Raw genomic sequence first — 25,919 nt, 5'->3', positions numbered from 1 at the left:
TATCTGGTGTATACAGCCAATCTTAAACAAAATAAATAAACCCATGACAACGTACTTTTGGAATAATTCTTACTTGCCGCACGTACGCAAGTAGAGGCTGCGAGAACTTATTCCAATATTAGCAACACGGTGTTTTTATGATGAATTGACTATAGTTTGCAGGCGGTATGACACATAAAAAACACCCGCTATTGAGACGGGTGTTTTTTATATTAAGATACAGCAGACTGTGTTATCGATATATTAAGCAAACGCTTTTAAACGCGCACGGCCATTGACTACGGCTTGCTTTACTTGGTTAGGCGCGGTGCCGCCCAAATGATCACGAGCTGCCAATGAGCCTTCTAACGTTAGGTAATCAAAAACATCATCACCAATGGCATCGCTGAACTGTTTGAGCTGTGCCAAAGACAAGTCGCTCAAATCGACGCCCTCGGCGATACCTAAAGCGACGGCATTACCAACCACTTCGTGTGCATCACGGAACGCCACACCATTACGTACCAGATAATCTGCTAGATCAGTGGCAGTTGCATAACCTTTCATAGTAGCAGCACGCATATTTTCCTTATTCGGTGTGATATTCGGCAGCATATCAGCAAAGGCAAGTAGCGAACCCGTTAACGTATCTACGCAATCAAAAAGAGGTTCTTTGTCTTCTTGGTTGTCTTTATTATAAGCAAGTGGCTGGCTTTTCATTAGGCTCAGTAAGGTCATGAGTTGACCGAACACACGCGCGGCTTTACCACGTACTAACTCAGGTACATCCGGGTTTTTCTTTTGCGGCATGATAGAGGAGCCAGTGCAGAAGCGATCTGGTATTTGTACAAAGTTAAATTGCGCTGACATCCAAAGAATGATTTCTTCGCTCATGCGCGACATATGCATCATGAGAATAGAAGCCGCTGAGGTAAACTCAATGGCAAAATCACGATCTGAGACGGCATCAAGCGAATTTTGGCAAATGCCTTCAAAGCCTAATAACTCAGCCGTAATGGTACGATCGATAGGGAAGGTCGTACCAGCAAGGGCAGCGCTGCCAAGTGGCATCTGGTTGATACGGCGACGTGCATCGACGAGGCGTTCGGTATCGCGATATAGCATCTCAAACCATGCCATGACATGATGACCGAAGCTAACAGGCTGCGCGGTTTGTAGATGGGTGAAGCCTGGCATGATGGTGTTGGTGTGTTGTTCCGCCAGATCAAGCAGCCCGCTTTGCAGACGTACCAATAGTGCAATGATGTTGTCTGTCTCTTCACGTAACCAAAGACGGATATCAGTGGCGACTTGATCATTACGGCTACGTCCAGTGTGTAGCTTTTTGCCGACTGAACCGATAATGTCTGTTAAGCGTGATTCAACGTTCATGTGTACGTCTTCGAGCGCGATTGACCAGTTGAAGTCGCCCGCTTCAATCTCACGCAACACTTGCTGGAGACCCTCGATAATGGTCGCCACTTCCTCAGCAGTTAAAATGTCACACTCTTTAAGCATGGTCGCGTGAGCAATTGAGCCTTGGATATCGTGACGTGCAAAGCGTTGATCAAAACCAACAGAGGCGGTAAAAGCGGCCACAAAACTGTCAGTTGCTTCACTAAATCGGCCACCCCACATCTGCTGGCCCTGACTGCCTGCAGTGGTGCTTTGCGAAGCAGTATTGGTTATAGAAGCTTCTGTGCTAGAATCAGGAGCAGAAACGTTTACATTTGATTCAGGATTACTATGGTTTGAAGAATTGGCATTCATATCGGTACAGGACAAGTCAAGAGAATAAGAACTCAAGTATAGCAAAGGATGAGGTTGCCTTACTAGCGGAGCGCTTAGAGTTTTTTATTCCCAAGCTTATGGAAATCATGAGACCTTGGCAGTGGCTACTGTACATCTTTTTTTGGTCATTGTTCGTGACCGTGATGGAACGCCATGGCTTAGCCACTTGGTCAGATTTTCTGATCAAATTTTTTTGTAGGTTTGTTCAAAATGTTTTAATCGTCATGCCTTCACTCTATCTGGTTGACTACCTTCGACCCATTTTTAAAAACGCCAGTATTTCAAGCGTGACTATACGTGTCGTTTTACTAATGATGCTGGCTTCTGTCATATCCATGACTTTAGTGATGCTGGTTATGGTAAATATGGGCTGGGAAAAATACGATTTACAAGCGTTTGTCTTCAGTGTGCTGTTTGATACGTTGTTCACAGGCGGCTTCACCTTAGTGTTTTTACTCTACTTTTTGCGTATTCATCGTGAGCTTAATGCGCTCAAGTCATCGTTCGAGTATAAGTTGGCCACACAAAACGACATAATAAAAGCCCGTATCGCCCCCCATTTTTTCTTTAATACGCTCAACACCCTCACTTCGCTCATAGAATCTCACCCAGCAAGAGCTTCTCTATTATTACAACACGTTTCTGCGCTGTTCCGAGCCAGTTTTACAGGCGCACATGAAGTCAGTTTTGAAGAAGAAATCGCCCTTTGTGAGCATTACTTAGCCATTGAATCCAGTCGTTTGGCAGATAAGCTTGAAGTAAGCTGGCAACTGCCTGACGAGGACATCATGTATGATATGGTTATCACGGCGCTCACGTTACAAAGTGTGCTAGAGAAAATGCTGATTAATGTGGTCGAAATGACCACTGAGACCATATACATAGATATCAAAGTGACATGGGAGCAGCATCGAGTTGTCACGATTATCAGTGTTGATCTACCCAAAAAGACATTGATTGTGAATCATAATTTGCGTCAACATATGGATTTTCATATTCAAACGGAGCGCTTACGTGCCTATTTTGGTCACAGCTCAGATATTAAAAGTATTATTACCAGTACCCAAATCATCACTGTCATGGACTATCCTTTACATGACGTCAGTTTATGACCCTTTTACATCATAAAGTTCCTTCTTTGTTTGCGCCAAAAACGCGCATGGCACACTTATTGCATTCCTTATAATAAACTTACTAGTAATAGAAACATATTGACTATACCAAGGATGAGTACATTCGGGCCCTCCGTATTCAAGGATTGAGCTTTTGCCTCAGATAATAGTTAGTAATTGCTAGTAGAGACACATATTAAGTCTGCCCGAAGATAGGAGTTTACATGCGTATCGTAGTTTGTGATGATGAGCCGCTAGCGCGTGAGCGTTTGGTCAGAATTGTCCAAGAATCAGGCCATGAGGTCGTTGCTCAGGCAACAACAGGAGCAGAAGCCATTATTGCTGTCAAAAGCAAGCAGCCAGATATTATCTTATTAGACATTCGTATGCCTGAAATGGACGGTGTACACTGTGCGCAAGAGCTTGCGAAACTTGAACATCCGCCAGCGATTATATTTGTTACCGCTTATGACCATTATGCGATAGCAGCGCTCAAGGCCAGTGCGATTGGTTATTTATTAAAGCCTGCCAATAAAGATGAGTTATTAGAAGCGTTGAATAAAGCCAAAAATCTAAACGCTGCTCAGTTAAATGAGATCCGTAAGCTTGAAAACCCAGCGGCCCGACCAGTACGTGAACACATTGCTGCTCGTACTCATCGAGGGGTTGAGCTGATTAAATTTAAAGACATCTATTATTTTACGGCCGATCAAAAGTATGTCAAAGTACGTCACAAGGGTGGGGGGGTACTGATCGACGAAACATTAAAAGAGCTAGAGCAAGAGTTTGGTGATCGACTTTTCCGCGTGCATCGTAATGCGATTATCAATCTCAGTTTTTTAGATTTTTTAGAGACGCTGGATGCAGGGCAGTATCAGATACGCTTTAAAGGAATCGCTGAGACATTGGCAGTTAGCCGTCGTCACCTGCCTGCGCTGCGCGATAAAATCCAAAGCATGTAACCTTTGATACCCATATCGACATCATCATCCCATATCATCAAACCCTTATTTATGCTTAAATAGGGGTATTTTTTTGTGTCAGTATTTACAGTGAGTGACGGATATTGCCCATGAACTGTGGCAATTATCCATATTTCTAAGTATTGAAATTTTTAAGTGCTGATATTTAAATATTGGTATCTACGTACTGACATTATAGTATCAAATTTATCGAGGTCCTTTATGAGCAACCCGCAGCAATCTGCTTTGACTACCTTAACGATTGCCACCCGTCAGAGTCCATTGGCATTATGGCAAGCTGAGCATATTCGTGCTCGTCTGCTCGAGATGTACCCTGAATTGACAATTCAATTACTAAAAATTGTCACTAAGGGTGACAAGATTTTGGACACACCTTTGGCCAAAATTGGCGGAAAAGGTTTATTTGTCAAAGAGCTTGAACAAGCTTTGTATGATAAACAGGCAGACATTGCCGTGCATTCATTAAAAGATGTGCCGATGCAGTTACCAAAAGGCCTAACATTGGGTGTCTACTGTAAGCGTGCGTCACCCACCGATGCTTTTGTCTCAAATACTTATGAGAGTATTAATGAGTTGCCACAAGGTGCCGTTGTTGGAACATCAAGCTTGCGCCGCCAGTGTCAAATCAAAGCCTATCGTCCGGATTTACAGATAAAAACGTTGCGCGGTAATGTGGGTACTCGTTTGGGCAAATTAGATGCAGGCGAGTATGATGCCATTATTTTAGCGACCAGCGGGTTACAGCGTATTGAGTTGGATGAGCGTATACGTGGTGAGCTTGATATCGATGCTTGCTTACCTGCCGTTGGGCAAGGTGCCTTGGCGATTGAATGCCGTGAAGGCGATGATGAGGTATTAAAGCTATTAGCACCGTTAAATGATGATAAAGCTCGCATTCGACTCATTGCAGAGCGTGCACTAAACCGTCATTTAGACGGCGGTTGTCAGGTTCCCATTGCCGCCTATGCGGTGCTCCAAATGGCTGATGAAACCGATGCCAACAATGATCACAATGGTGACAACGGTAATAATGACGGTGGTAATGTGCTATGGCTACGTGGCCGAGTGGGAGCAGCAGACGGTAGTCAGCTGTTAAAAGCAGAGAAGAGGGTGACATTGGTTGGCACACAGGCTGATTTAGAAGTACAGGCCAATCAGTTGGGTATCGACGTTGCCAAGAAGCTACTTGCTGATGGTGCAGGTGATATTTTATCAGCGATTTATCACCCTGAATAAGATGCGAGCCATCTGGTCATAAACCGTTATACATATCGGCCTGTGAGTGAACCGATTTTATCAGTCTTTTATCATGGTACTCGTATGTTATCGTCCACCGATCTTAAATCCATAGACGCCTGCCAGTCCATCAGCCAAGCACTATCTGCGCCGCAATTGGTCATCAATACACGACCAGTAGAGCGTGCGGCGCCATTGACACAGTGCTTACAAGCCGCAGGGTTGACCGTGATTGACATGCCGATGTTGACATTACAGTCACGGGCCATGACCGATGGCGATATGATGACGATGCGTCAATGGTTAGGAGGCGCGTACAAGGCACTTGTGGTTGTCAGTCCCACTGCTGCCGCATCAGGTTTGGCAGCTTGGCAAGCGCTTAAGTGTGAAGCACAAGACGATAGCGAGCAGCAGGTAGACAAGGTGGCATGTGAGACTTTAGCTGTACCAAGTCCTCTTATTGCTGTTGGTGACGCCACTGCTGCGGTTTTGAAGCGTGCCAAATTAAACACGACAAACTACCAAGTACGTCAACCCAAAATTGCGAACAACGAAGGCATGCTGGCCATGCCTGAAATTGAGCGTCTGCAAGCGGGAGACAAGTTACTGATATGGCGCGGTCTTGGTGGACGACGATTGTTAGTCGATACGTTACAAGCGCGCGGTGTCCATATCGATAGTATTGCTTGGTATGAGCGTGTCATGCCAATTGAGGCAACAGCGCAGTATCAGCAGTGGCTACAAGAGTACATACAGCATAATGTTTCGAGTCATCATACGCCGCAAAATATTACGTCATCCAGCCAGCCCAAGCCTATTGTTATTGTCAGTAGCGGTACTGCTTTTGAACATTGGACGACTGTGGTTAATGAAACCGCAAAGAACGCTGTGATACCAAATATGGCACTGACATTGTCAGACTTCTACTATGTTGTACTAGGTGAGCGTTTGACGCATTGGGTAGCAAAACAGCAATTAACGCATTGGCGTGTGGATGATTTGTCACCCGAAACCATTTTGACTGCTATAGTTTCAAACACTTAATACTTAATATTTTTTATTTACTTGCGATAAATATGTTCACATTTATCCATAACGGTACTGCCTTATGCCCATGAATTCTGAATCGTTATCTAAGGAACCTTCTGCTGTACAACAGCGCCGGCAAGCGACTATGTTTTTGCTGAGATTGCAGTGGGTGGTCATTTTATTACTGATTGCTGCATTATTGGCGCTATATATTAGCCAACAGCGTTTTCAGAAAAACATCAATGAGCGCTTGCAAAGCAATGAACACGTCGTTGGGCGTCTCAATGAGATGGATGATCGAATATTTGCAATGAGTCAGCAAACATTGCCAGAGCCAAGTACGGTGGCCAGTAGCCAAGCTCAGAACCAGTTGGATTTATTGCGTATTCAAACCAAAGCGGCGGATCGGTTGCTGGTGGACAATAATAGCAGTGCGGCGATAGATTTGCTGCGAGGCCTACATTGGCAGCTTTCTCAAAGCAATAATGAGATTGCACCAGCTCTCACCGTTGTCATCAAGCAAAGCTTGATAAAAGACATTGAGCGCTTGCAAGCAAAAAGCGCTCAGCCCAGCCCTTGGCAACTACAAAACCTTGCTATCCAGAATATGCAAGATTTTTTGCATGATTATGAGCGGACCATGACCGCCAATGCGCTGAGTCGAAGTGCTGACAATAAAATGAGCCTAACGCGTCAGCAACTGGTGATCCACGAAGTTATTATGACCTTGAACTTGGCGATTCAGGCGAGCAACATGCGCGAACGAGAGCAGTTGATTGTCTATTTGAGTCAAGCGCGTAATCAACTACAAACCTTGGTGTCTCAAGATTTGCTGTCGCGAAGCACCGTGCCGCAAATGTCAGCGCCAGCGTCAAAAGCCAAAGATGCCACTACCAATGGCGATTCAAAAAATTCTGATTTGGACGTTGAGACCGAAGTATCTGACGAAGGTCGTTTACAAATAAAATCGTCTCCTACAGATATTCCAGAAGTGATAGATGGTTTGGACCAGTTGATTGCCAATGCCCCGAAAACAACCCCATTATTGACCACCCAGATTTTAGAAAAGCCACAACGTTGATCGCCAATGCGCTAGCGCTATATTGATGAAAAATAAGAGACAGGACATTATGGATCGTTTTGAACAAACTGCAAATCTCACCTCTGACATTTTAGATAGCGATTATCCTAAAGAGTTGGCACATTATCCCATCATGCATCAACAGCCTATACATTGGGGTGAGATGGATGCCTTTAACCACTTAAACAATGTGGTCTACTATCGCTATGCTGAATCTGCACGGATTGGCTATTTGCAAGCGTTAGGGATGTTTGACGGTAGCATGGTCACGGTGCTCGCGCAATCAAGTTGCCAATACTTGCGCCCAGTCACTTACCCAGATACCTTATTGTTGGGGGTGCGTTGCCAGCGTTTGGGCACTACCAGTATCGTGATGGAGTACAGCTATTATAGCACCGCACAAAAAGCCGTTGTAGCGACAGCCGAAGCGGTCATAGTACGTTTAGAAAGTAATGGTAAAGACAAACTGCCTTGGACAAAAGCAGAGCGTGAGCGATTGTTCGCATTAGAGGAAAAGGTTGGTCATGTACCTACCACTTAAAATAAGAAGAATTTTGATCAGTTAAAATATATCTTAAACAGTAAACGTATTGAATAAAAAAAGGCACGCCAACTTTGATGGGCGTGCCTTATTTATATTTACTTGTCACTTAATTATGCAAAATCGATCAGTCTTGATTTGGTGAATGAACAAAATCCACCACATTCAGCTCAAAGCCTGATAAGGCATAAAACTTCATGGGCGATGACAATAGACGCATGTCACGAACCCCAAGATGACGCAATATCTGCGCGCCCACACCAATGCTACGATACGGCTGCTTGGTAATGGTCGATGAGGGCTGGTTGCTTGAAGCATTGTCTAGTGCCTCTCCCAAATCAACGGGCTGATGACTACCGACCCAAACCAAAACCCCACGATCTGACGCACTGATTTCTTGTAGCGCTGATTGCACACTCCAACCACCGCGACCAGTGGTGTCATTTTTGGCAGCGAACAAATCACGCAATGGATGGAAACCATGTACACGTACCGTGCTGACGCCTTCGCTCACATCTCCTTTAACCAAAGCCAAATGCGTTTCATCAGCGCCAAACTCGCGGAAACGATGCAATGTAAAGGTGCCATATTCGGTCTCAAAAGGATAGGTTTCAACTTCTTCTACCGTTTGCTCATTGGCGATACGGTAGTTAATAAGGTCAGCAATCGTCCCTATCTTGATGTCATGTTCTTTTGCAAATATTTCAAGATCATCACGGCGTGCCATCGTACCATCAGCATTGATGATCTCTACAATCACGGCGGCTGGCTCAAGACCTGCCAATCGTGCCAAATCACACCCAGCTTCAGTGTGACCAGCACGATGAAGGACGCCGCCATTTTGTGCCATGATCGGAAAAATATGTCCAGGCTGAACGATGTCTTCTGGTTTTGCTGAAGAAGAAACGGCCGCTTGAATGGTGCGCGCGCGATCAGCGGCAGAGATGCCAGTCGTGACCCCTTCCGCCGCTTCAATAGACACCGTAAAGTTGGTACTAAATTTGGCTTCGTTGCGATCAGACATCAGTGGCAACGCCAATTGTTGGCAGCGGGCTTGCGATAAGGTCAGACAGACCAAGCCACGAGCATGGGTAATCATAAAGTTAATGTCGTCAGGACGCACATGGGTCGCTGCCATGATGATATCGCCTTCATTCTCGCGGTCTTCGTCATCCATCAAGATGACCATTTTACCAGCACGAATGTCTTCGATAATCTCAGGAATCGTATGTAAACTCATAGTAAATCTCAATATTTTATTATTTATAAATCAGTGTGATTTGGAATATAAAAAGCTATCTGCCTATTGTAGCAGCAGATGGCAAAAAGCACTGTTATGGTTAAGCAAAATACGTTGTGGTTCGCGCAAGTAACTCTCGATATACATCAATCATTACTTGTCTCTACCACTATGGGGACATTTTAACGTTTTTTATCCTAGCGTGCTGCGTCATCTCTGAACTATATTGACTAGACTCTAAAAAATAGCCATCAGTTTTATCAATGATCATGGCGCTTGTTATTGATTGACTGTTATTAAATGACTATGTTGACTGTAGCAGCTTTCACTTATTGACCATGAGCAGCCCTTGCCATTTAGGTATCATTGCTGGCGGCTTGGTTTTTTAGCCAATCCATAAATTGTTTGCTGTGTTGCTCTCGTTGATTGTCCCCAAACTCATAAAAGCGGGTGCCCACTAAATTTTCAGGCAAGTAGCTTTGGGGATAATAATGGTTGGGATAATCGTGAGGGTAGATATAGCCTTGACCGTATCCTTGATTGCGCATTAGTTTGGTCACACCATTACGCAGAGGTAAGGGAACGGGCGAGGCGTCTTTTTCTGCCAAAGCCATCGCGGCATTAATGGCCTTATATGTGCTGTTACTTTTGGCGCTGGTGGCAAGATAAACCACCACTTGTCCCAAAACAATACGCGCCTCTGGCATACCGATGGATTGCACGCTGCGTAAGGCAGTATCGGCGAGGAGCAAGGCATTGGGATTGGCATTACCAATGTCTTCACTGGCCAAAATCACCAGACGCCGTGCAATAAAATCGGCAGGCTCACCGCCAACCAACATCCGAGCCATCCAATATAATGCCGCATCAGGATCAGAGCCGCGTACAGACTTTATCATCGCCGAAACGATATCGTAGTGCTGCTCACCATCTTTGTCATAACGCACCAAGGCAGTTTGTGCGACGCGGCTGACCAGTTCATCATGAATCACAAGCGGGGTTTGGCTGGTGTCCGCCGTTTGGATAGCAAGCTCTAATACGTTCAAGGCTTTTCTTGCATCACCATGTGCCAATTGACTGATGGTCTCTTGGGCTTGCAGGTCAATGCTCATTTTTTGGAGTATGTTGTCTTCCGATAGTGCTCGCTGTAATACGGCGGTGATTTGCTCAGGTGTCAGTGGTTCTAAACGATAGACTTGGCAGCGTGACAACAGCGCATTATTGACACTAAAAGAAGGGTTTTCTGTGGTGGCACCTATCAAGGTTATATCGCCTGATTCTACCGCGCCCAATAGCGCATCTTGCTGGGCCTTATTAAAACGGTGAATCTCATCAATGAAAACCACAAGTGACTCAAAGCTGAGTGAGTCTTTGGTCTCCAATACTTCACGCAACTGTTTGACGCCCGTATTTAAAGCAGACAACGCATGAAATGGTCTACCAACTGCATCTGCCAATAGCATGGCAATGGTGGTTTTACCAATGCCCGCTTCACCATGCAAAATAATGGAGGGTAAATGACCTTGCTCGACCAAACGTCGTAGCGGCGCACCGTCTGCCAATAAGTGCTCTTGACCGATAATGGCGTCAAGGCTAATTGGGCGCATACGCTGGGCAAGGGGAGTGTCAGCATGAAAATTAGACAATATAGAGCTCTCTATGAAGGTGATAAAATATATAAAAATTATAAGGTCAGTGTGTAAGCGATAAATGGCATACAACGATGCGACAGTAATAGTTTTGGACACGAATCGTAAAAATGCGCTAACTTAGACGTATAAATTGATTGCTATTATATATGGTCAATCCTGAATAAAAAGAATACGGAGATTACAATGTGCTACGGTTATAAATGTCTCCCAGTCGCACTGTATTTATTTTATAGTGGATCGACAATAGGAATAGGCTAACGCATATTTACGTTAAGAAAAGTCAATCAAATGTACAGCTTATGTCCCCAACGCTTTATTTTTCCTATTTTTACCCTTATTAAAGGTGCATCGATACGCATGACTTTAATTAATTCACCCTCTTACTGAAACTATTAACTGTAAATGCATATAAAAAATAAGGTACGACGTCAATGAGGCTTCAACCAATGCTTAAGCGCTTATCGGATCGCCATTTACCTATCAAGATCAGGAGGCAGCACACGCGCTTGTTAACGGCTGGCGAAATAGCACTGGCGCGCTCGGTGTTTGGTGACAGTATTTGCCTAGATGCGGTTCAGCTAAAGACGGCTTGGTGGGTGCTAAGACACTATGCGGTCAGTCCTAATGGCAATATTTACTTTCATCCTGCCGATTGGATCGAAGATTTTAGCCGTGCTTCCCTCAGCAAACAGAGCTGGCTGATACATGAGTTGACTCATGTGTGGCAATTGCAGCGCGGTTTAAAGGTGGTACGGGGTGCTGTTATTAATCGACGTTATGATTATGTACTGGTCACAGGTAAGTCATTTTTTAAATATGGTATCGAGCAGCAAGCACGTATGGTACAGGATTATTTTACTCGCCGTCAGCGTGGACAGGACTGTCGAGATTTAGAAGCTTGTATTCCCTTTTTAACGGTTCAGTCAATGAATAAAACCACGTAGCTTAAGCAGCAATAACGATGACAATGTTAGTTTTTAATATTTGCCTTCATAAGGAAAAAGATGCTCATGTTTAAATTTTTGCCAGCAATGTCTGCAATTGATGAAAGCCAGAGGGTTGATGCAGGTATGGTTTATAACGATCAGCAAGCGAATGCTTCTTCATGGCAATCACCCACTTTACTCATGGCGGCATTGGCGGGCACACTGTTTTTAACGGGATGTCAGCAATCTGACACACAGCCTGTGCCAGAAAATACTCAGCCTACTGAAAAAACCGCTGCTGAAGACAGCAAACCTATGAAAAAGAGCGATTCGGCAGCCGCGCGCATAGAGCAATTCCAACCAATATATGTTGTACAAGCGCAAAACTTACAGCGTCGCCTGCAAGCAGAGTATGAATCACTGCAAGCGGCGGATACTTCCGACAGTGAAAATTCGCTGTTGACGGACCCTGCTGCTGCCAGCAATGGCGCTGCTAATGATGCAGAAATGAATGCGAATACAAACAATAATATTGAACCTAGTGTGGCGCCAAATACTGCCATAGACAGCGAAACGGGATTGGCTACTGAAGAAGATATTAATACCAGTACAGAAGTCGGTGAGCGTGATTTAACTGTCTTAAAACGCATCAGTCTTGAACCGCGCAAACCCACCATGCTAACCGAAGATCAAATCATTGACCGCTATCAGCAAGTGATGGACGCGCTTTATCAGCCAGTGACCACGCCATTGACGGCGGAAGAAATAGACACGTTGATTGATGTAGCAACTTTGGTGCCGCAATTGTTTGAGCATGCTGAAATTGCTGGGCGCGTTAGCGCAAAAAGCCCTGCGTTGGCACGACTCATTATTCAGCATCAAGTTTGGGAGCAAATACAAGCTCAGCAAATCGTAGATATGCAGCAAATGAAGGTGGATCAACAAAAAGAGTTTGAAACGCTCATGAACAAATTTAATGATACAATTCAAGGATATGATGAGCAAATCGCTAAATATGAGCAGACCTTGAGACAATTTCAATAATCGATCAAGTTAAAGAAGTGATGGCCATGCTGCTTATCCTTAAATAAAATCCATGACGTTTAAATGATAAAAGCAAAGCAAAAAAATCCCGCTCAGTGGCGGGATTTTTTATTGATAAAAATTATTTTTGCTTACGGTCTTCAACTTTCACAAAATCGCGACGCGTTTCACCCGTGTATAACTGACGTGGGCGACCGATTTTGAATGGTGCGCTGTGCATCTCTAACCAATGGCTGATCCAACCAGAGGTACGGGCTAGTGAGAAGATAACCGTGAACATTGACGTTGGGATACCGATGGCTTTTAGGATGATGCCAGAGTAAAAATCAACGTTTGGATATAGGTTACGCTCAACAAAGAACGGATCTTCTAAAGCGATCTTCTCAAGTGCCATGGCAAGCTCAAGCTTAGGATCGTTGATACCAAGGGCACCAAGGACTTCGTCACAAGTTTCTTTCATGACTTGTGCGCGTGGGTCAAAGTTTTTGTAAACACGGTGACCAAAGCCCATCAATTTCACTTCACGACTTTTCACTTTTTCCATGAATTCAGGTACGTTTTCTACTGAACCGATTTCATCTAACATTTCAAGAACGGCTTCATTTGCACCACCATGTGATGGTCCCCACAATGCTGCGATACCAGCAGCGATACAAGCGTAAGGGTTGGCACCCGTAGAGCCGGCCAAACGTACAGTAGACGTTGACGCATTTTGCTCATGGTCAGCATGCAAAGTAAAGATCTTGTCCATGGCGCGGGTGATGACATCATTAGGTTTGTAATCTACGTCACCAGGCGTTGCAAACATCATGTACAAGAAGTTTTCTGCATAGTTGAAGTCGTTACGTGGATACATGAACGGTTCGCCTCGTGAGTATTTATAACTCATCGCAGCAAGCGTTGGCATTTTTGCAATCAGACGAATCGCAGTGATTTCACGATGCTCTTCGTTGCTTACGTCTAAATGCTCATGATAGAACGCTGATAATGCACCAACGACACCAACCATAATAGCCATTGGATGTGCATCACGGCGGAAGCCTTCAAAGAACTTACGCAGTTGATCATGAACACCCGTATGTTCGCGGATTTTTTGGAAGAAATCGGCTTTTTGCTCACTGTTAGGAAGATCACCATGGATCAACGCATAAGCCACTTCTAGATATTCTGCATTGTTTGCTAGCTGATCGATAGGGTAGCCACGATGTAATAGCTCGCCTTTACCACCATCAATGAAGGTAATTTTTGATTCGACAGGCGCTGTCGCCATAAAACCTGGATCATAAGTCCAGTAGCCAGCTTTTTGGAAGGCAGCAACCTCAATTACCGACGGGCCTAAAGTACCTTCAATAATAGGAAGTTGGTAATCCTTACCATCTACAGTCAATGTGGCTTGATTATCAGCCATAATTTAATCTCCATTTTTTTTAGCTTGTTAGAATAAAATTATCTCAGACGCATACCCTCGCGTCGTCATTAGTCAAACAAGTAATTTGAACTTAGCTCATTTGATACGCAAGGTATATTAGCAGCAATTCTTTATGATTTGAAAAGACTTTTACCAACAGTACCCCTAATTGGCGCGGTGTAGACGTGTTTATTCACTGTAATTTTTGTATCAAAATATGTCTGCTTAGTTATTTTGCTTAAAAACTTCTTTTTTGGGACAGTAACTAAGACCCTATTATTATGGCAATTTTTAGACTTTCTCAACGACAAAATAAGTAATTCTCAATAATTTTAAGAGTCAAAAACAGACGGGGTATGAATAGCAGGTAAGTCAAATTGAAACCCAGTTTTGATAAAATGAGGCAGTTCTCTATATTTGGTATTACTAATCCCTGTTTATTTGTTAACCCAATGTTCTTCTTTGACTATTTAGGGGATAAATTTGTAATTATTGCTCAGTCATTTTATAATTAGAGGAATTTAACTGGCACTAGCTTTGTGCGAATTGATAAGTGGTCATGATATAATATCGTTTAGAGTCTTCTCTATTGATACTTGGTTACGACTCAATGATGTCTTGATAGACAAGAATCGCCATTTGCGGTTCAAGCGTTCTTGTTAACTGTTCTATTTTTAAGTACTTATTTTAACTGCTTAGCACAAGGTTTGTATTGGTACAAGTAACAGAGCAGCGTTATTTTTATCGATATAAACAGTAAAAATAGACTAGTTAATCGATCTCACGTGTGTTTATTTCCATTGTCCTATATTAGATGGGTTGTTTTATAAATCTGTCAGTTTGACGAGCGATTTTAAACCGTTTATCAATACCTTATACCAAATGATCGTCTCTTCATATTTAGCATAAACTAAACGAAGTCAGCTAGCTCTTCCTTACTTTATTCGTCTCGTGTGTTGCTCAGTGTTTAATACCATTTATGTTAAGCATGGATAGCATATACAGGAGTATAACCGCAAAAAGGATGCCCGCTGTGAAAAGCAACCGACCTATTGATCTGCCTTTAAGCCAAGTGATTAGTGTTAATCGCTCACCGATTGCAATCGCCTCAATTTTGCATCGTATCTCTGGCATTATTTTATTTTTACTGATTCCTGTCATGCTGTGGTTACTACAGAATTCTTTGGCGTCGCCTGAGAGTTTTGAGACCGTATTTGATAACGTACTTGTACGCTTTATCGCGTGGATTTTTGTGGCCTCAATTGCTTATCACTTTGTGATGGGTATCAAGCATTTAATTGCTGATATGGGCAAGACTGAAGAGCTAAAATCTGGCCGTACTGCTGCGATGGTCAGTTTTGTGATTTCAGCGATTCTAATTGTCGCGTCATTTGTATGGGTGATGTTCTAATGATAAAAAATAACTCAGGAATCAAAAGTGCGACTGGTCTGACAGGATCAGGTTCTCGTGATTGGATAGTACAACGTATTAGTGCTGTCGTTTTGGCTGTTTATAGTGTGGTATTACTAGGATTCTTTTTGACTCATGGTAATGTCACTTTCATTGAATGGTCGTCATTTATGACAAGCCTTCCTATGCGCTTATTTAGCTTGGTGGCTGTACTGGCTTTAGCTGGTCACGCTTGGGTTGGCATGTGGACGGTATTCACCGATTACATTACGTCTGGCAAAATGGGCGAAAGCGCACCGAAACTACGTTTGGTATTACAGACTTTAATGATTATCGCCATCTTAGTGTTTCTATTTTGGGGCATCATGATTTTTTGGGGTACAGGCTTTAGCGCTGTTGCAGTGTAATTGCTCCGTTATTACCTTTTAATATCTATACATCATAACGAACGTCTGTCGCAAAATTACTTGCTGCTAGTACACTAAAAAGTCGTTCGTTATTAGCCAAAAATAGTCATAGCATTGGGCTGATGCTGGTTTGATCCATGATTTAGATGATGAAAGCTAAGTCGATATGGGGTTAAGCAAACATAGCCTAATATAACGATAGATATGCGAATTAAGTGGTCAAAGGTTGTTTGTAACATCCGCTTGAATAATGACATGTATTGACCAAGTATGAAGATAATTAGTTTGGTAATTACATGATGTTCAAAATAGCCTTTTTATTTACTTTTAAGCATTAACAGGCATTAGGAAAACCGTAATGGCAACTAGACAAGATAACACCATTAGTAATATCAAGACTCTAAACTATGATGCAGTCATCGTTGGTGGTGGCGGCTCAGGTATGCGTGCTTCGCTACACTTGGCGGAAGCAGGCATGAAGGTTGCGGTCCTGACCAAAGTATTCCCAACTCGCTCACATACAGTCGCAGCACAGGGTGGTATTGGTGCAAGTTTGGGCAACATGAGCAATGACAACTGGCACTTTCACTTCTACGATACCGTCAAGGGATCAGATTGGTTGGGTGACCAAGACGCTATCGAATATATGTGTCGCGAAGCGCCAAAAGTGGTTTATGAGCTTGAGCACATGGGCATGCCTTTCGACCGTAACGAAGATGGTACGATTTATCAGCGTCCGTTTGGTGGTCATACCTCAAACTATGGTGAAAAAGCCGTTCAACGTGCGTGCGCCGCAGCTGACCGTACTGGTCACGCGTTACTACATACGCTGTATCAAAAAAACCTAGAGCAAGGCACTGAATTCTTCATTGAGTGGATCGCACTTGATCTGATCAAAGACGAAGCGGGCAATATCAACGGCGTTGTGGCAATCGAGCAAGAGACAGGTACTGTGGCGGTCTTCCAGTCACCTATTACTGTCTTAGCAACAGGCGGTGCAGGTCGTATCTTTGCCGCGTCTACCAATGCTTACATCAATACTGGTGACGGTATTGGTATGGCAGTTCGCGCCGGTATTCCATTACAAGACATGGAGTTCTGGCAGTTCCATCCAACGGGCGTTCACGGTGCTGGCGTACTATTGACTGAAGGTTGTCGCGGTGAAGGCGCTATCTTGCGTAACAAAGATGGCGAAGCGTTCATGGAGCGTTATGCGCCAACCGTGAAAGACTTGGCACCGCGTGATCTAGTATCACGTTCTATGGACCAAGAGATTAAAGAAGGCCGTGGTTGTGGTCCAAATGCCGATCATATCGTAATGGATATGACGCATTTAGGGGTAGAAACCATCATGAAGCGTCTACCGTCAGTATTTGAGATTGGTAAAAACTTTGCGAACGTCGATATCACCAAAGAGCCAATTCCAGTTATTCCAACCATTCATTACATGATGGGCGGCATTCCGACCACCATTCATGGTCAAGTCATTATGCCAGATCTAGAAGCAGGCACTGATGAAGACGGCTTATATGCCAAAGGCAATGTGGTTAAAGGTCTTTATGCTATCGGCGAATGCGCTTGCGTGAGTGTTCATGGTGCTAACCGTTTGGGTACTAACTCGCTGCTAGATTTAGTAGTATTTGGTCGTGCGGCTGGTAAACACATTGTTGATGAATTCCATCATGCGGATCACAACTATAAGCCACTTGACCCTCGCGTTCTTGACTTTACAGTGCGTCGCCTAGACAAGCTACAACAGTCTACTGAAGGCTACAATGCACAAGACGTTGCTGATGAAATTCGTGCCATCATGCAAACACATGCGAGTGTATTCCGTACACAAGCTATGATGGATGAAGGTGTTGAGAAGATTTTGGCACTGGGTGATAAGATTGAAAAAATTCACTTGGGTGATAAATCACAAGTATTCAACACAGCACGTATTGAAGCGTTTGAAGTTGCGAACTTATATGAAGTGGCAAAAGCCACAATGATATCAGCTGCAAAGCGTCACGAAAGTCGCGGTGCGCATAGCGTATCTGATTATGATCGTCCAGAAGATGATGATTATGCACCAAATGGCCGTAATGACCATGAATGGATGAAGCATACTTTATGGTATTCTGAAGGCAATCGCGTTATTTATAAGCCAGTTCGCAAAGTACCATTAACGGTTGACTATATCGAACCAAAAGTTCGTGTCTATTAATTCTAGAACACACTTTTGACGTATTAGAACCGTATAAACGTTTTATCCTTTATTAATTTATTAAAAGGTGACCGCCAGCTACATGCTCATGCCAGCACTATCCTGTTATTAACCAGTGCTCATATCGATTATGAGTACTGATCGACAGTTAGCGCCATTATGTTGCAATCTTTGTATGCCCGCCATCACCTATGTGTGGAGTTTAGCATTATGAGCCGAGGTACTCGCACCATCGAAATCTATCGCTACGATCCTGATGTGGACGCAGCGCCGCGCATGCAAACATATACGATTGAATTACTTGATTCAGATCGTATGTTGCTTGACGTGTTATTACGCCTAAAAAAGGAAGATGAAACAATCACCTTCCGCCGCTCTTGCCGTGAAGGTATTTGTGGTTCTGATGGCGTTAACATCAATGGTAAAAATGGTCTTGCATGTCTAATCAACATGAATACGTTGCCAGAAAAAGTCACCGTTCGTCCATTACCTGGTCTACCAGTCGTTCGTGATCTGGTGGTAGATATGAACCAGTTCTATGAGCAATATGAAAAAGTACATCCGTACTTAATCAATGACCAGCCAGCACCACCGACGGAACGTCTACAGTCTCCTGAACAGCGTGAGAAATTAAACGGTCTATACGAATGTATTCTATGTGCTTGTTGTTCAACCAGCTGCCCATCGTTCTGGTGGAATCCTGACAAGTTCCTAGGTCCATCAGCACTATTGCATGCCTATCGTTTTGTGGCAGACAGTCGTGATGCGGATACCCAAGCGCGTCTAGCGCGTTTAGACGATCCGTTCAGTCTATTCCGTTGCCGCGGTATCATGAACTGCGTATCGGTTTGTCCAAAAGGCTTGAATCCAACTAAAGCGATTGGTCATCTACGCAGCATGCTTATTGATCAAGCAGGTTAATACTTTGTTGATACGACGTTTTTTATATTTATAGTAAAAAAACACCATCCAATCATTGGGTGGTGTTTTTTATTGGGTATATTCCAAAACCAGATATGGCATTAAGATAGATTATAGAAATGAAAATAACGTTAAGGTAGGTAGGTTAAGGTTGTACTTACAATACGTTGGTCGTATGTAAGAACACATGATATAAACGCGAGCAATCTATATAATTACTATGAGAAAAACGCATTCACTAAGAGATATTGGGTAAGTTAAATGTTAGAATAGTGCATAAGTTTGCTAGTCGACTGTTTAGACACGCATGATGCTATCTATTACGAATTGTCTCGTTTGTATAGACTATAAAAACGTAACAATACATGCTGATATACAAAGAGTGATACTAGGTATTCATTACCTAAATGTTTAGTATTGAACAAACAAACTATGGCTCAAATACCAAGCATGTTATGATATGCAGCAATGTATGTTTGCCCGATAATAATAAATATTTCAGAAACGTCAAAGAATATTCGCGTTATTAGCGAATTTTTTGTTGACTAAAACTGCCGAATATTCAGTCATACTTTGTTGTTAATACAGTTACTAACAAATTGGTTATGTCTGAAAAGAGTATATATAAATTAATGTTGTGGAACGAGCCAGATAAGAAAACTGAACGTTCACAAATAATTATTTTTTAATAGCAGTATTGAAATGATGACGGTCATTACTATTTAGCAGATCTTGTTATCATAAATAATGCCCTCAGATTTTTATGACGATAAGTAATTTTTATCGAATGGTACTATTTTATCGTGCGGTACGATTTTATCGAACGATATTAGATGGTATCTGACACAGTGTCAAACTGGTCAATATACGACAGATTTCACAAGAATAAGCACGATTCCATTCATTTATCTATCAAAATAGACGATTATTATGAATAGTATAACTAAAGAAGCAGTGAGTCTCGACCATACAGAACTGGCTGCTGATAACGCCAGCTATGTAGAAGCGCTTTATGAGCAATATCTCAATGATCCTAGTAGCGTAGATCAAGATTGGCAAACGTATTTTGAACAATACAGATCGCCAAACGATGCACCGCATAACGCTATCAAAGATCAATTTCTATTGCTTGCCCGCAATCAAACCGCAAACAAAGGTAGTGCTCAAACTACCGATTCAAACGTCAATAATGTCTCTGACTGCGCTGATCCAAAGCAAATGGGTGTTCAGCAGCTGATTTCTGCTTATCGTCGTCGTGGTCATCGCCGTGCTAAGCTTGATCCATTAGATCTACATCCACGCGCAGAAGTGGAAGATTTGACGCTTGCTTATCATAACCTTTCAGAAGCGGATCTTGATACTGTATTCCCTACTAATGATTTGAATATTGGTAAAGGTGAAGCCACATTACGTGAAATCATTGAGATCATGGAGCGCGTATACTGCCGCTACATTGGTATCGAATATATGCACGTAACCACCAGCAAAGAAAAACGCTGGATGGAACAGTATTTAGAAACCAACTTGGGTTACATCAAGTTTGATAAAGAAAAGCGTTTGTCTATTCTTGAACGCCTAACAGCGGCTGAAGGTTTAGAAAAATATTTGGCGCGTAAATATACGGGCGTTAAGCGTTTTGGTTTAGAGGGTGGCGAAAGCTTTATCCCTGCTATCAATGAAATCATCCAACGTGCGGGTCATTATGGCACCAAAGAGATGGTTATTGGTATGGCTCACCGTGGTCGCCTAAACCTACTGGTGAACATTTTAGGTAAAAATCCTGCCGATTTGTTTGACGAATTCGATGGTAAAGTGCAGCCAGAAAAAGGCTCAGGTGATGTCAAATACCATAATGGTTTTTCATCTAATGTGATGACACCAGGTGGTGAAGTGCATTTGGCGTTGGCATTTAACCCATCGCATCTTGAAATCGTAGCTCCAGTATTACAAGGGTCAGTACGCGCACGTCAAGTTCGCCGTAACGATGAGCCTTTAATGGAGCATACCGATGGCAACTCAGTATTGCCAATCGTTATTCACGGTGATGCAGCGTTTGCTGGTCAAGGCGTCGTTCAAGAGACATTCCAAATGTCACAAACCCGTGCTTATACCACAGGTGGTACGGTACATATTGTTATCAACAACCAAGTTGGTTTTACCACCAGCCGTCAAGAAGATGCTCGTTCAACTGAGTATTGTACTGACGTTGCGAAGATGGTTCATGCGCCAATCTTACATGTAAACAGTGATGATCCTGAATCTGTCGTGTTCGCCGCTCAATTGGCATTGGACTATCGTCGCGAATTTGACAAAGACATCATCATTGACTTGTTCTGTTATCGCCGCAACGGCCATAACGAAGCAGATGAGCCTTCAGCCACGCAGCCACTGATGTATGCTGTGATCAAGAAGCTACCGACTGCACGTACTATCTATGCACAGAAACTTATCGAAGACGGTATATTGAGTGCTGATGAAGAAAAACAGTATGAAGATGATTACCGTGAGTCTTTAGATCGTGGTGACTATGTTGCCAATTCATTAGTCAATGAGCCTAATGAAGCGCTATTTGTCGATTGGAAACCTTATTTGGGTCATGATTTGGTCGACGAATGGGATACCAGTGTCGATATTGAAAAGCTCAAAGCTTATGGACGCCGTATGGCTGAAATGCCAGAAGGCTATAAGTTACAACGTCAGGTTCAGAAGATGGTCGAGCAACGCTTAGCCATGCAAACGGGTGAAGAGCCATTGAACTGGGGTGCAGCTGAGACATTGGCTTATGCATCACTAGTAGACAATGATGATGTACTGGTTCGTATTACTGGCGAAGATGTAGGTCGTGGTACGTTCTCACATCGTCATAGCGAAATTTATAATGTCAACGATGGCAGCATGTACGTGCCATTGGCTCATATGAGTGACACGCAAGCCCGTTTTGCCACTTATAATTCATTGCTATCAGAAGAAGCGGTATTGGCTTTTGAATATGGTTATGCAACGACTGTACCGAACGCATTAATCGTTTGGGAAGCGCAGTTCGGCGATTTCGTCAATGGCGCACAGGTAGTGATTGATCAGTTTATCGCGAGTGGCGAAACCAAATGGCAGCGTGTTTGTGGTCTGACTATGCTATTGCCGCATGGCTTTGAAGGTCAGGGTCCTGAGCATTCATCTGCACGTCTAGAGCGTTTCTTACAGCTGTGTGCTGAAGACAATATGCAAGTGATTACGCCAACCACGCCTGCACAGATTTACCATGCGCTGCGTCGTCAGGCTGTACGTCCAATTCGTAAACCATTAATTGTCATGTCACCGAAGAGTTTGTTACGCCATAAGCTGGCTACCTCGAACTTAGAAGAGCTTGCTAATGGTAAGTTTGAAACCGTATTGCCAGAGATGGACGATCACAATGCAGATAAAGTGACTCGTATGGTCTTATGTGGTGGCAAAGTATATTACGATTTGCTCGAACAACGCCGCGCTTTAGGTTTAGAACATGTTGCTATCGTTCGTATTGAGCAGCTTTATCCATTGCCAGAAAAGCGTTTGATTGCTGAGATTGAAAAGTATAGCAACTTGGCAGAAATCGTATGGACGCAAGAAGAGCCGCTTAACCAAGGCGCTTGGTATTATCTAGCACCGCATATGTTCCGTATTGTCGTACCGCACCCAACCAAGGCGAAAGTCATGGAGCCGGTGGCACGTCCTCCTAGTGCAGCACCTGCGACAGGCTCACCAAAAATACATGCTCAGCAGCAGCAAGCGTTGATCGCTGGTGGACTTGGCATCAGTGTTGATGAGTTATCTCAGTAACAGATTATCTAATTGAAAGACTATACAAGATAAATGAATCAGGCGATAACAGGCAGCACAATGTAATCTTATCCAGCATAGTGCTGACTGCTTATCACGACTTAATAATAAGTATGAATATCCAAATCTAAGGAGTATATCGATGGCTGATATCAAAGCCCCCGTTTTTCCAGAATCGGTTGCCGATGGCACAATCGTTGAATGGCATGTTACTGAAGGTCAGCAAGTAAATCGTGATGATCTATTGGCCGAAATCGAAACCGATAAAGTCGTATTAGAAGTGGTAGCGCCTGATAATGGCGTTGTTACTAAAATCGTTAAACAAGTAGATGACACAGTATTGTCTGACGAGCTGATTGCTGAATTCGAAGCAGGTGCAAGCGCCAGTGCAGATTCTGCTCCAGCTGTAGATCCAGATCAACCAGCAGCACCAGTACAAGCAAAACAAGCAGCTGATGGTGGCGAGCCTGTACAAGTAACAGATAAAAAGAACGAAGATGATCATAAAGATCAAAGCCCAGCAGTTCGTAAAGCGGCAAAAGAAAGTGGTGTAGATCCTAAAGAAGTTGAAGGTAGTGGTCGCGGTGGCCGTGTTACCAAAACAGATATGGCAAACCCAACGTTGAAAGCAGACAGCAGCATTAAGTCTGACAGTGGCCGTCCAGTTGCTGAGTCAACAGGTGAGCGTACTGAAAAACGTGTGCCAATGACCCGTCTTCGTAAGACAGTCGCAAATCGTCTGCTAGCAGCGTCTCAAGAAACAGCCATGTTAACGACGTTTAACGAAGTCAATATGAAGCCGCTGATGGATATGCGTGCTAAGTATAAAGACCAATTTGAGAAGCGTCATGGCGTACGTCTAGGCTTTATGTCATTGTTCGTAAAAGCTGCGACAGAAGCACTCAAGCGCTTCCCAGCAGTAAACGCCTCACTAGATGGTGATGATATTGTTTATCATGGTTTCTATGATATCGGTGTTGCCGTATCATCAGATCGCGGTCTAGTCGTTCCAGTATTACGTGATACCGATCGCATGAGCATGGCAGATGTAGAGAGCCGTATCCGTGAACTTGGTGGCCTCGCTCAAAAAGGTAAGCTTGGTATCAGCGACATGACCGGTGGTACGTTTACAATCTCGAACGGCGGTGTATTTGGTTCATTGATGTCAACGCCTATTTTGAATCCACCACAAACGGCTATCTTAGGTATGCATGCTATCAATGACCGTCCTATGGCTGTTGATGGTAAAGTTGAAATCTTACCAATGATGTATCTTGCGCTGTCTTATGACCATCGTATGATTGATGGTAAGGAAGCCGTGCAGTTCTTAGTAACGATCAAAGAGTTGGTTGAAGATCCAGCCATGTTACTACTAGACTTATAAGCTTCTAAGCTTGTATTGGCAAACGCTGATACAAGCTTTTTAACTTTAGTATAGATGTTGGGAAAGGTGGTCAATAATTTGTGTATCGATTGGTCTGTTAAAGCAATTTGGTCATTATTATTGAGTGCTTTTTATCAGCGAGTAAGAGCGTAATCTGCTGTCATAGTGTATTAACTATGATGAGAGTCAGGCTTTTATTCATGGATAACAAAGCCCGCAGTTTGAATAATACATAAACTTAGAATTGAAAAATAGGAACGTACTATGAAAGACAATTATGATCTAGTCGTCATCGGCGGCGGTCCTGGTGGTTATGAAGCCGCTATCCGTGCAGGCCAGTTGGGTATGAGCGTTGCTTGTATCGAAAAACGTGTTTATAAAGGTGAGCCTGCGCTTGGCGGTACTTGCTTGAATGTGGGTTGTATCCCATCAAAAGCCTTGCTTGATAGCTCGCATCGTTATGAAGCGACCAAACATGATCTGCAAGAACATGGTATTACTACTGGCGACGTAGCCATTGATATCGAGCAAATGATTGCCCGTAAAGAAGGTATCGTTAAGCAATTAACAGGCGGTGTTGCTGCATTATTAAAAGGCAATGGTGTTGATTGGTTACAAGGTTGGGGCACACTGGTTGATGGTAAAGGCACTGATAAAAAAGTGAAATTTACTGCGTTAGAAGATGATTCTGAGACCACTATCACGGCTAAAAACGTCATTCTTGCTGCAGGTTCTGTCCCTATCGATATCCCTGTTGCAAAAACTGACGGTGATCGTATCGTTGATTCTACTGGCGCTCTTGATTTCACAGAAGTTCCTAAGCGTTTAGGCGTTATTGGTGCTGGTGTTATCGGTCTTGAGCTAGGTTCAGTATGGCGTCGTCTAGGCGCTGAAGTAGTCGTTTATGAAGCGCTTCCAAGCTTCCTTGCCGCGGCTGACAAAGATATCGCTAAAGAAGCGGGTAAAATGCTGACGAAGCAAGGCCTTGATATCCGTGTGGATACCAAAGTAACCAATGCTGAAGTCAAAGGCGACCAAGTGGTTGTCACTAGCGAAAGCAAGGGTGAGTCATCTGAAGAAAGTTTTGACAAACTTATCGTTTGTGTTGGCCGCCGTGCCTATGCCGAAAAACTGCTCGGCAATGATAGCGGTATCACGTTGACTGAACGTGGTCTGATTGATGTCAACGATCAGTGCAAAACCAACCTTGATGGCGTTTATGCGATTGGTGACTTAGTACGTGGCCCTATGCTTGCGCATAAAGCGATGGAAGAAGGCATGATGGCGGTTGAGCGTATTCATGGCGAAAAAGCGCAAGTTAACTATGATACCATTATCAACGTTATCTATACGCATCCAGAAATCGCATGGGTTGGTTTGACCGAGCAAGAAGCTGAGGAAGCAGGCTATGAAGTTAAAACTGGCTCGTTCAATTTAGCGGCTAACGGCCGTGCATTAGCGCAAAGCGAAGCTCAAGGTTCTATCAAAGTCGTTGCAGATGCCAAAACAGATCGCCTATTAGGAATGCATGCTATCTCTGCGGGCGCGGGCGATATCGTCCATCAAGGCATGATCGCGATGGAGTTTGTCTCTAGTATCGAAGATTTACAGCTGATGACGTTTGCTCATCCAACCATTTCAGAAGCAGTGCATGAAGCTGCTCTGTCTGCTGATGGTCGTGCTATTCACGCCATTCAGCGTAAAAAGCGTAAGAAATAAGTAGTTATTTTAATAAGTACCGACTTATAA

The 25,919-nt window shown here is 43.5% G+C and carries 19 protein-coding genes; 15 read left to right on the top strand and 4 right to left on the bottom strand.

All coding sequences use genetic code 11. From position 1 onward, the window contains the following. Positions 1-243 precede the first annotated feature (243 nt). Entirely contained in the window at positions 244-1,617 is a 1,374-nt protein-coding gene (gene argH / locus CIK80_RS06820; RefSeq protein WP_095569556.1) for an argininosuccinate lyase, read from the bottom strand. Positions 1,618-1,730: 113 nt separating this feature from the next. On the opposite strand from argH, the gene CIK80_RS06815 reads away from it, so the two are divergent. The 6 genes from CIK80_RS06815 to CIK80_RS06790 all read left to right on the top strand — a co-directional run bounded on the left by CIK80_RS06815 (position 1,731) and on the right by CIK80_RS06790 (position 7,752). After that, entirely contained in the window at positions 1,731-2,882 is a 1,152-nt protein-coding gene (locus CIK80_RS06815; protein ID WP_095569345.1) for a sensor histidine kinase, read from the top strand. 224 nt (positions 2,883-3,106) lie between these two features. After that, positions 3,107-3,844, top strand: coding sequence for a LytTR family DNA-binding domain-containing protein (locus tag CIK80_RS06810; protein ID WP_095569344.1), 738 nt, complete (start codon positions 3,107-3,109; stop codon positions 3,842-3,844). A 222-nt stretch (positions 3,845-4,066) separates the two neighbouring features. After that, on the top strand, positions 4,067-5,101 hold the full coding sequence (hemC, locus tag CIK80_RS06805; RefSeq protein WP_095569343.1) for a hydroxymethylbilane synthase: 1,035 nt from the start codon (positions 4,067-4,069) through the stop codon (positions 5,099-5,101). An 84-nt stretch (positions 5,102-5,185) separates the two neighbouring features. Further along, on the top strand, positions 5,186-6,145 hold the full coding sequence (locus tag CIK80_RS06800; RefSeq protein ID WP_095569342.1) for a uroporphyrinogen-III synthase: 960 nt from the start codon (positions 5,186-5,188) through the stop codon (positions 6,143-6,145). A gap of 64 nt (positions 6,146-6,209) precedes the next feature. Further along, positions 6,210-7,211, top strand: a complete 1,002-nt coding sequence (locus CIK80_RS06795) for a hypothetical protein (RefSeq protein ID WP_095569341.1) — start codon at positions 6,210-6,212, stop codon at positions 7,209-7,211. Positions 7,212-7,260: 49 nt separating this feature from the next. After that, positions 7,261-7,752 carry an acyl-CoA thioesterase gene (locus tag CIK80_RS06790; RefSeq protein ID WP_095569340.1) on the top strand — a complete coding sequence of 164 codons (492 nt, stop codon included), beginning with the start codon at positions 7,261-7,263 and terminating at the stop codon, positions 7,750-7,752. A 127-nt stretch (positions 7,753-7,879) separates the two neighbouring features. Here CIK80_RS06790 and ribBA read toward each other — a convergent pair whose 3' ends face one another. Both ribBA and CIK80_RS06780 read right to left on the bottom strand, forming a co-directional pair. Beyond that, the gene (gene ribBA / locus CIK80_RS06785; protein WP_062843551.1) at positions 7,880-8,992 is read right to left on the bottom strand and encodes a bifunctional 3,4-dihydroxy-2-butanone-4-phosphate synthase/GTP cyclohydrolase II; all 1,113 of its coding nucleotides are present in this window, start codon (positions 8,990-8,992) and stop codon (positions 7,880-7,882) included. 356 nt (positions 8,993-9,348) lie between these two features. Beyond that, a complete protein-coding gene (locus CIK80_RS06780) occupies positions 9,349-10,599 on the bottom strand; it encodes a replication-associated recombination protein A (RefSeq protein WP_179288353.1) in 1,251 nt (416 codons plus the stop codon). Positions 10,600-11,075: 476 nt separating this feature from the next. Here CIK80_RS06780 and CIK80_RS06775 point away from each other — a divergent pair, with 476 nt between their 5' ends. Next, on the top strand, positions 11,076-11,588 hold the full coding sequence (locus CIK80_RS06775; RefSeq protein WP_257011697.1) for a type IV secretion protein Rhs: 513 nt from the start codon (positions 11,076-11,078) through the stop codon (positions 11,586-11,588). A gap of 66 nt (positions 11,589-11,654) precedes the next feature. Then, a complete protein-coding gene (locus CIK80_RS06770; protein WP_095569554.1) occupies positions 11,655-12,614 on the top strand; it encodes a hypothetical protein in 960 nt (319 codons plus the stop codon). 121 nt (positions 12,615-12,735) lie between these two features. On the opposite strand, the gene gltA is transcribed toward CIK80_RS06770, so the two are convergent. Continuing rightward, on the bottom strand, positions 12,736-14,022 hold the full coding sequence (gene gltA, locus CIK80_RS06765; RefSeq protein WP_095569338.1) for a citrate synthase: 1,287 nt from the start codon (positions 14,020-14,022) through the stop codon (positions 12,736-12,738). Between the two features lie 1,024 nt (positions 14,023-15,046). Between gltA and sdhC the strand changes: the two genes are divergently transcribed. The 7 genes from sdhC (at position 15,047) to lpdA (ending at position 25,889) form a co-directional block, all read left to right on the top strand. Next, the gene (sdhC, locus tag CIK80_RS06760) at positions 15,047-15,433 is read left to right on the top strand and encodes a succinate dehydrogenase, cytochrome b556 subunit (protein ID WP_084387208.1); all 387 of its coding nucleotides are present in this window, start codon (positions 15,047-15,049) and stop codon (positions 15,431-15,433) included. Positions 15,434-15,435: 2 nt separating this feature from the next. Then, on the top strand, positions 15,436-15,840 hold the full coding sequence (gene sdhD / locus CIK80_RS06755; RefSeq protein WP_095569553.1) for a succinate dehydrogenase, hydrophobic membrane anchor protein: 405 nt from the start codon (positions 15,436-15,438) through the stop codon (positions 15,838-15,840). Positions 15,841-16,198: 358 nt separating this feature from the next. Next, positions 16,199-18,049, top strand: coding sequence for a succinate dehydrogenase flavoprotein subunit (gene sdhA / locus CIK80_RS06750; RefSeq protein WP_062843555.1), 1,851 nt, complete (start codon positions 16,199-16,201; stop codon positions 18,047-18,049). A 210-nt stretch (positions 18,050-18,259) separates the two neighbouring features. Then, entirely contained in the window at positions 18,260-18,970 is a 711-nt protein-coding gene (locus CIK80_RS06745; protein ID WP_062843556.1) for a succinate dehydrogenase iron-sulfur subunit, read from the top strand. 930 nt (positions 18,971-19,900) lie between these two features. Next, on the top strand, positions 19,901-22,786 hold the full coding sequence (locus CIK80_RS06740) for a 2-oxoglutarate dehydrogenase E1 component (protein WP_095569337.1): 2,886 nt from the start codon (positions 19,901-19,903) through the stop codon (positions 22,784-22,786). 142 nt (positions 22,787-22,928) lie between these two features. Continuing rightward, complete coding sequence (gene odhB, locus CIK80_RS06735; RefSeq protein WP_062843558.1) at positions 22,929-24,170, top strand: 2-oxoglutarate dehydrogenase complex dihydrolipoyllysine-residue succinyltransferase; 1,242 nt, start codon at positions 22,929-22,931, stop codon at positions 24,168-24,170. Between the two features lie 264 nt (positions 24,171-24,434). Beyond that, on the top strand, positions 24,435-25,889 hold the full coding sequence (gene lpdA, locus CIK80_RS06730) for a dihydrolipoyl dehydrogenase (RefSeq protein WP_095569336.1): 1,455 nt from the start codon (positions 24,435-24,437) through the stop codon (positions 25,887-25,889). The last annotated feature ends 30 nt before the right edge of the window (positions 25,890-25,919 follow it).

Origin of the sequence: Psychrobacter sp. JB193, assembly GCF_002285555.1 — a bacterium.
Classification (GTDB): domain Bacteria; phylum Pseudomonadota; class Gammaproteobacteria; order Pseudomonadales; family Moraxellaceae; genus Psychrobacter; species Psychrobacter alimentarius.
This window is presented reverse-complemented; position numbering and strand designations above follow the sequence as displayed.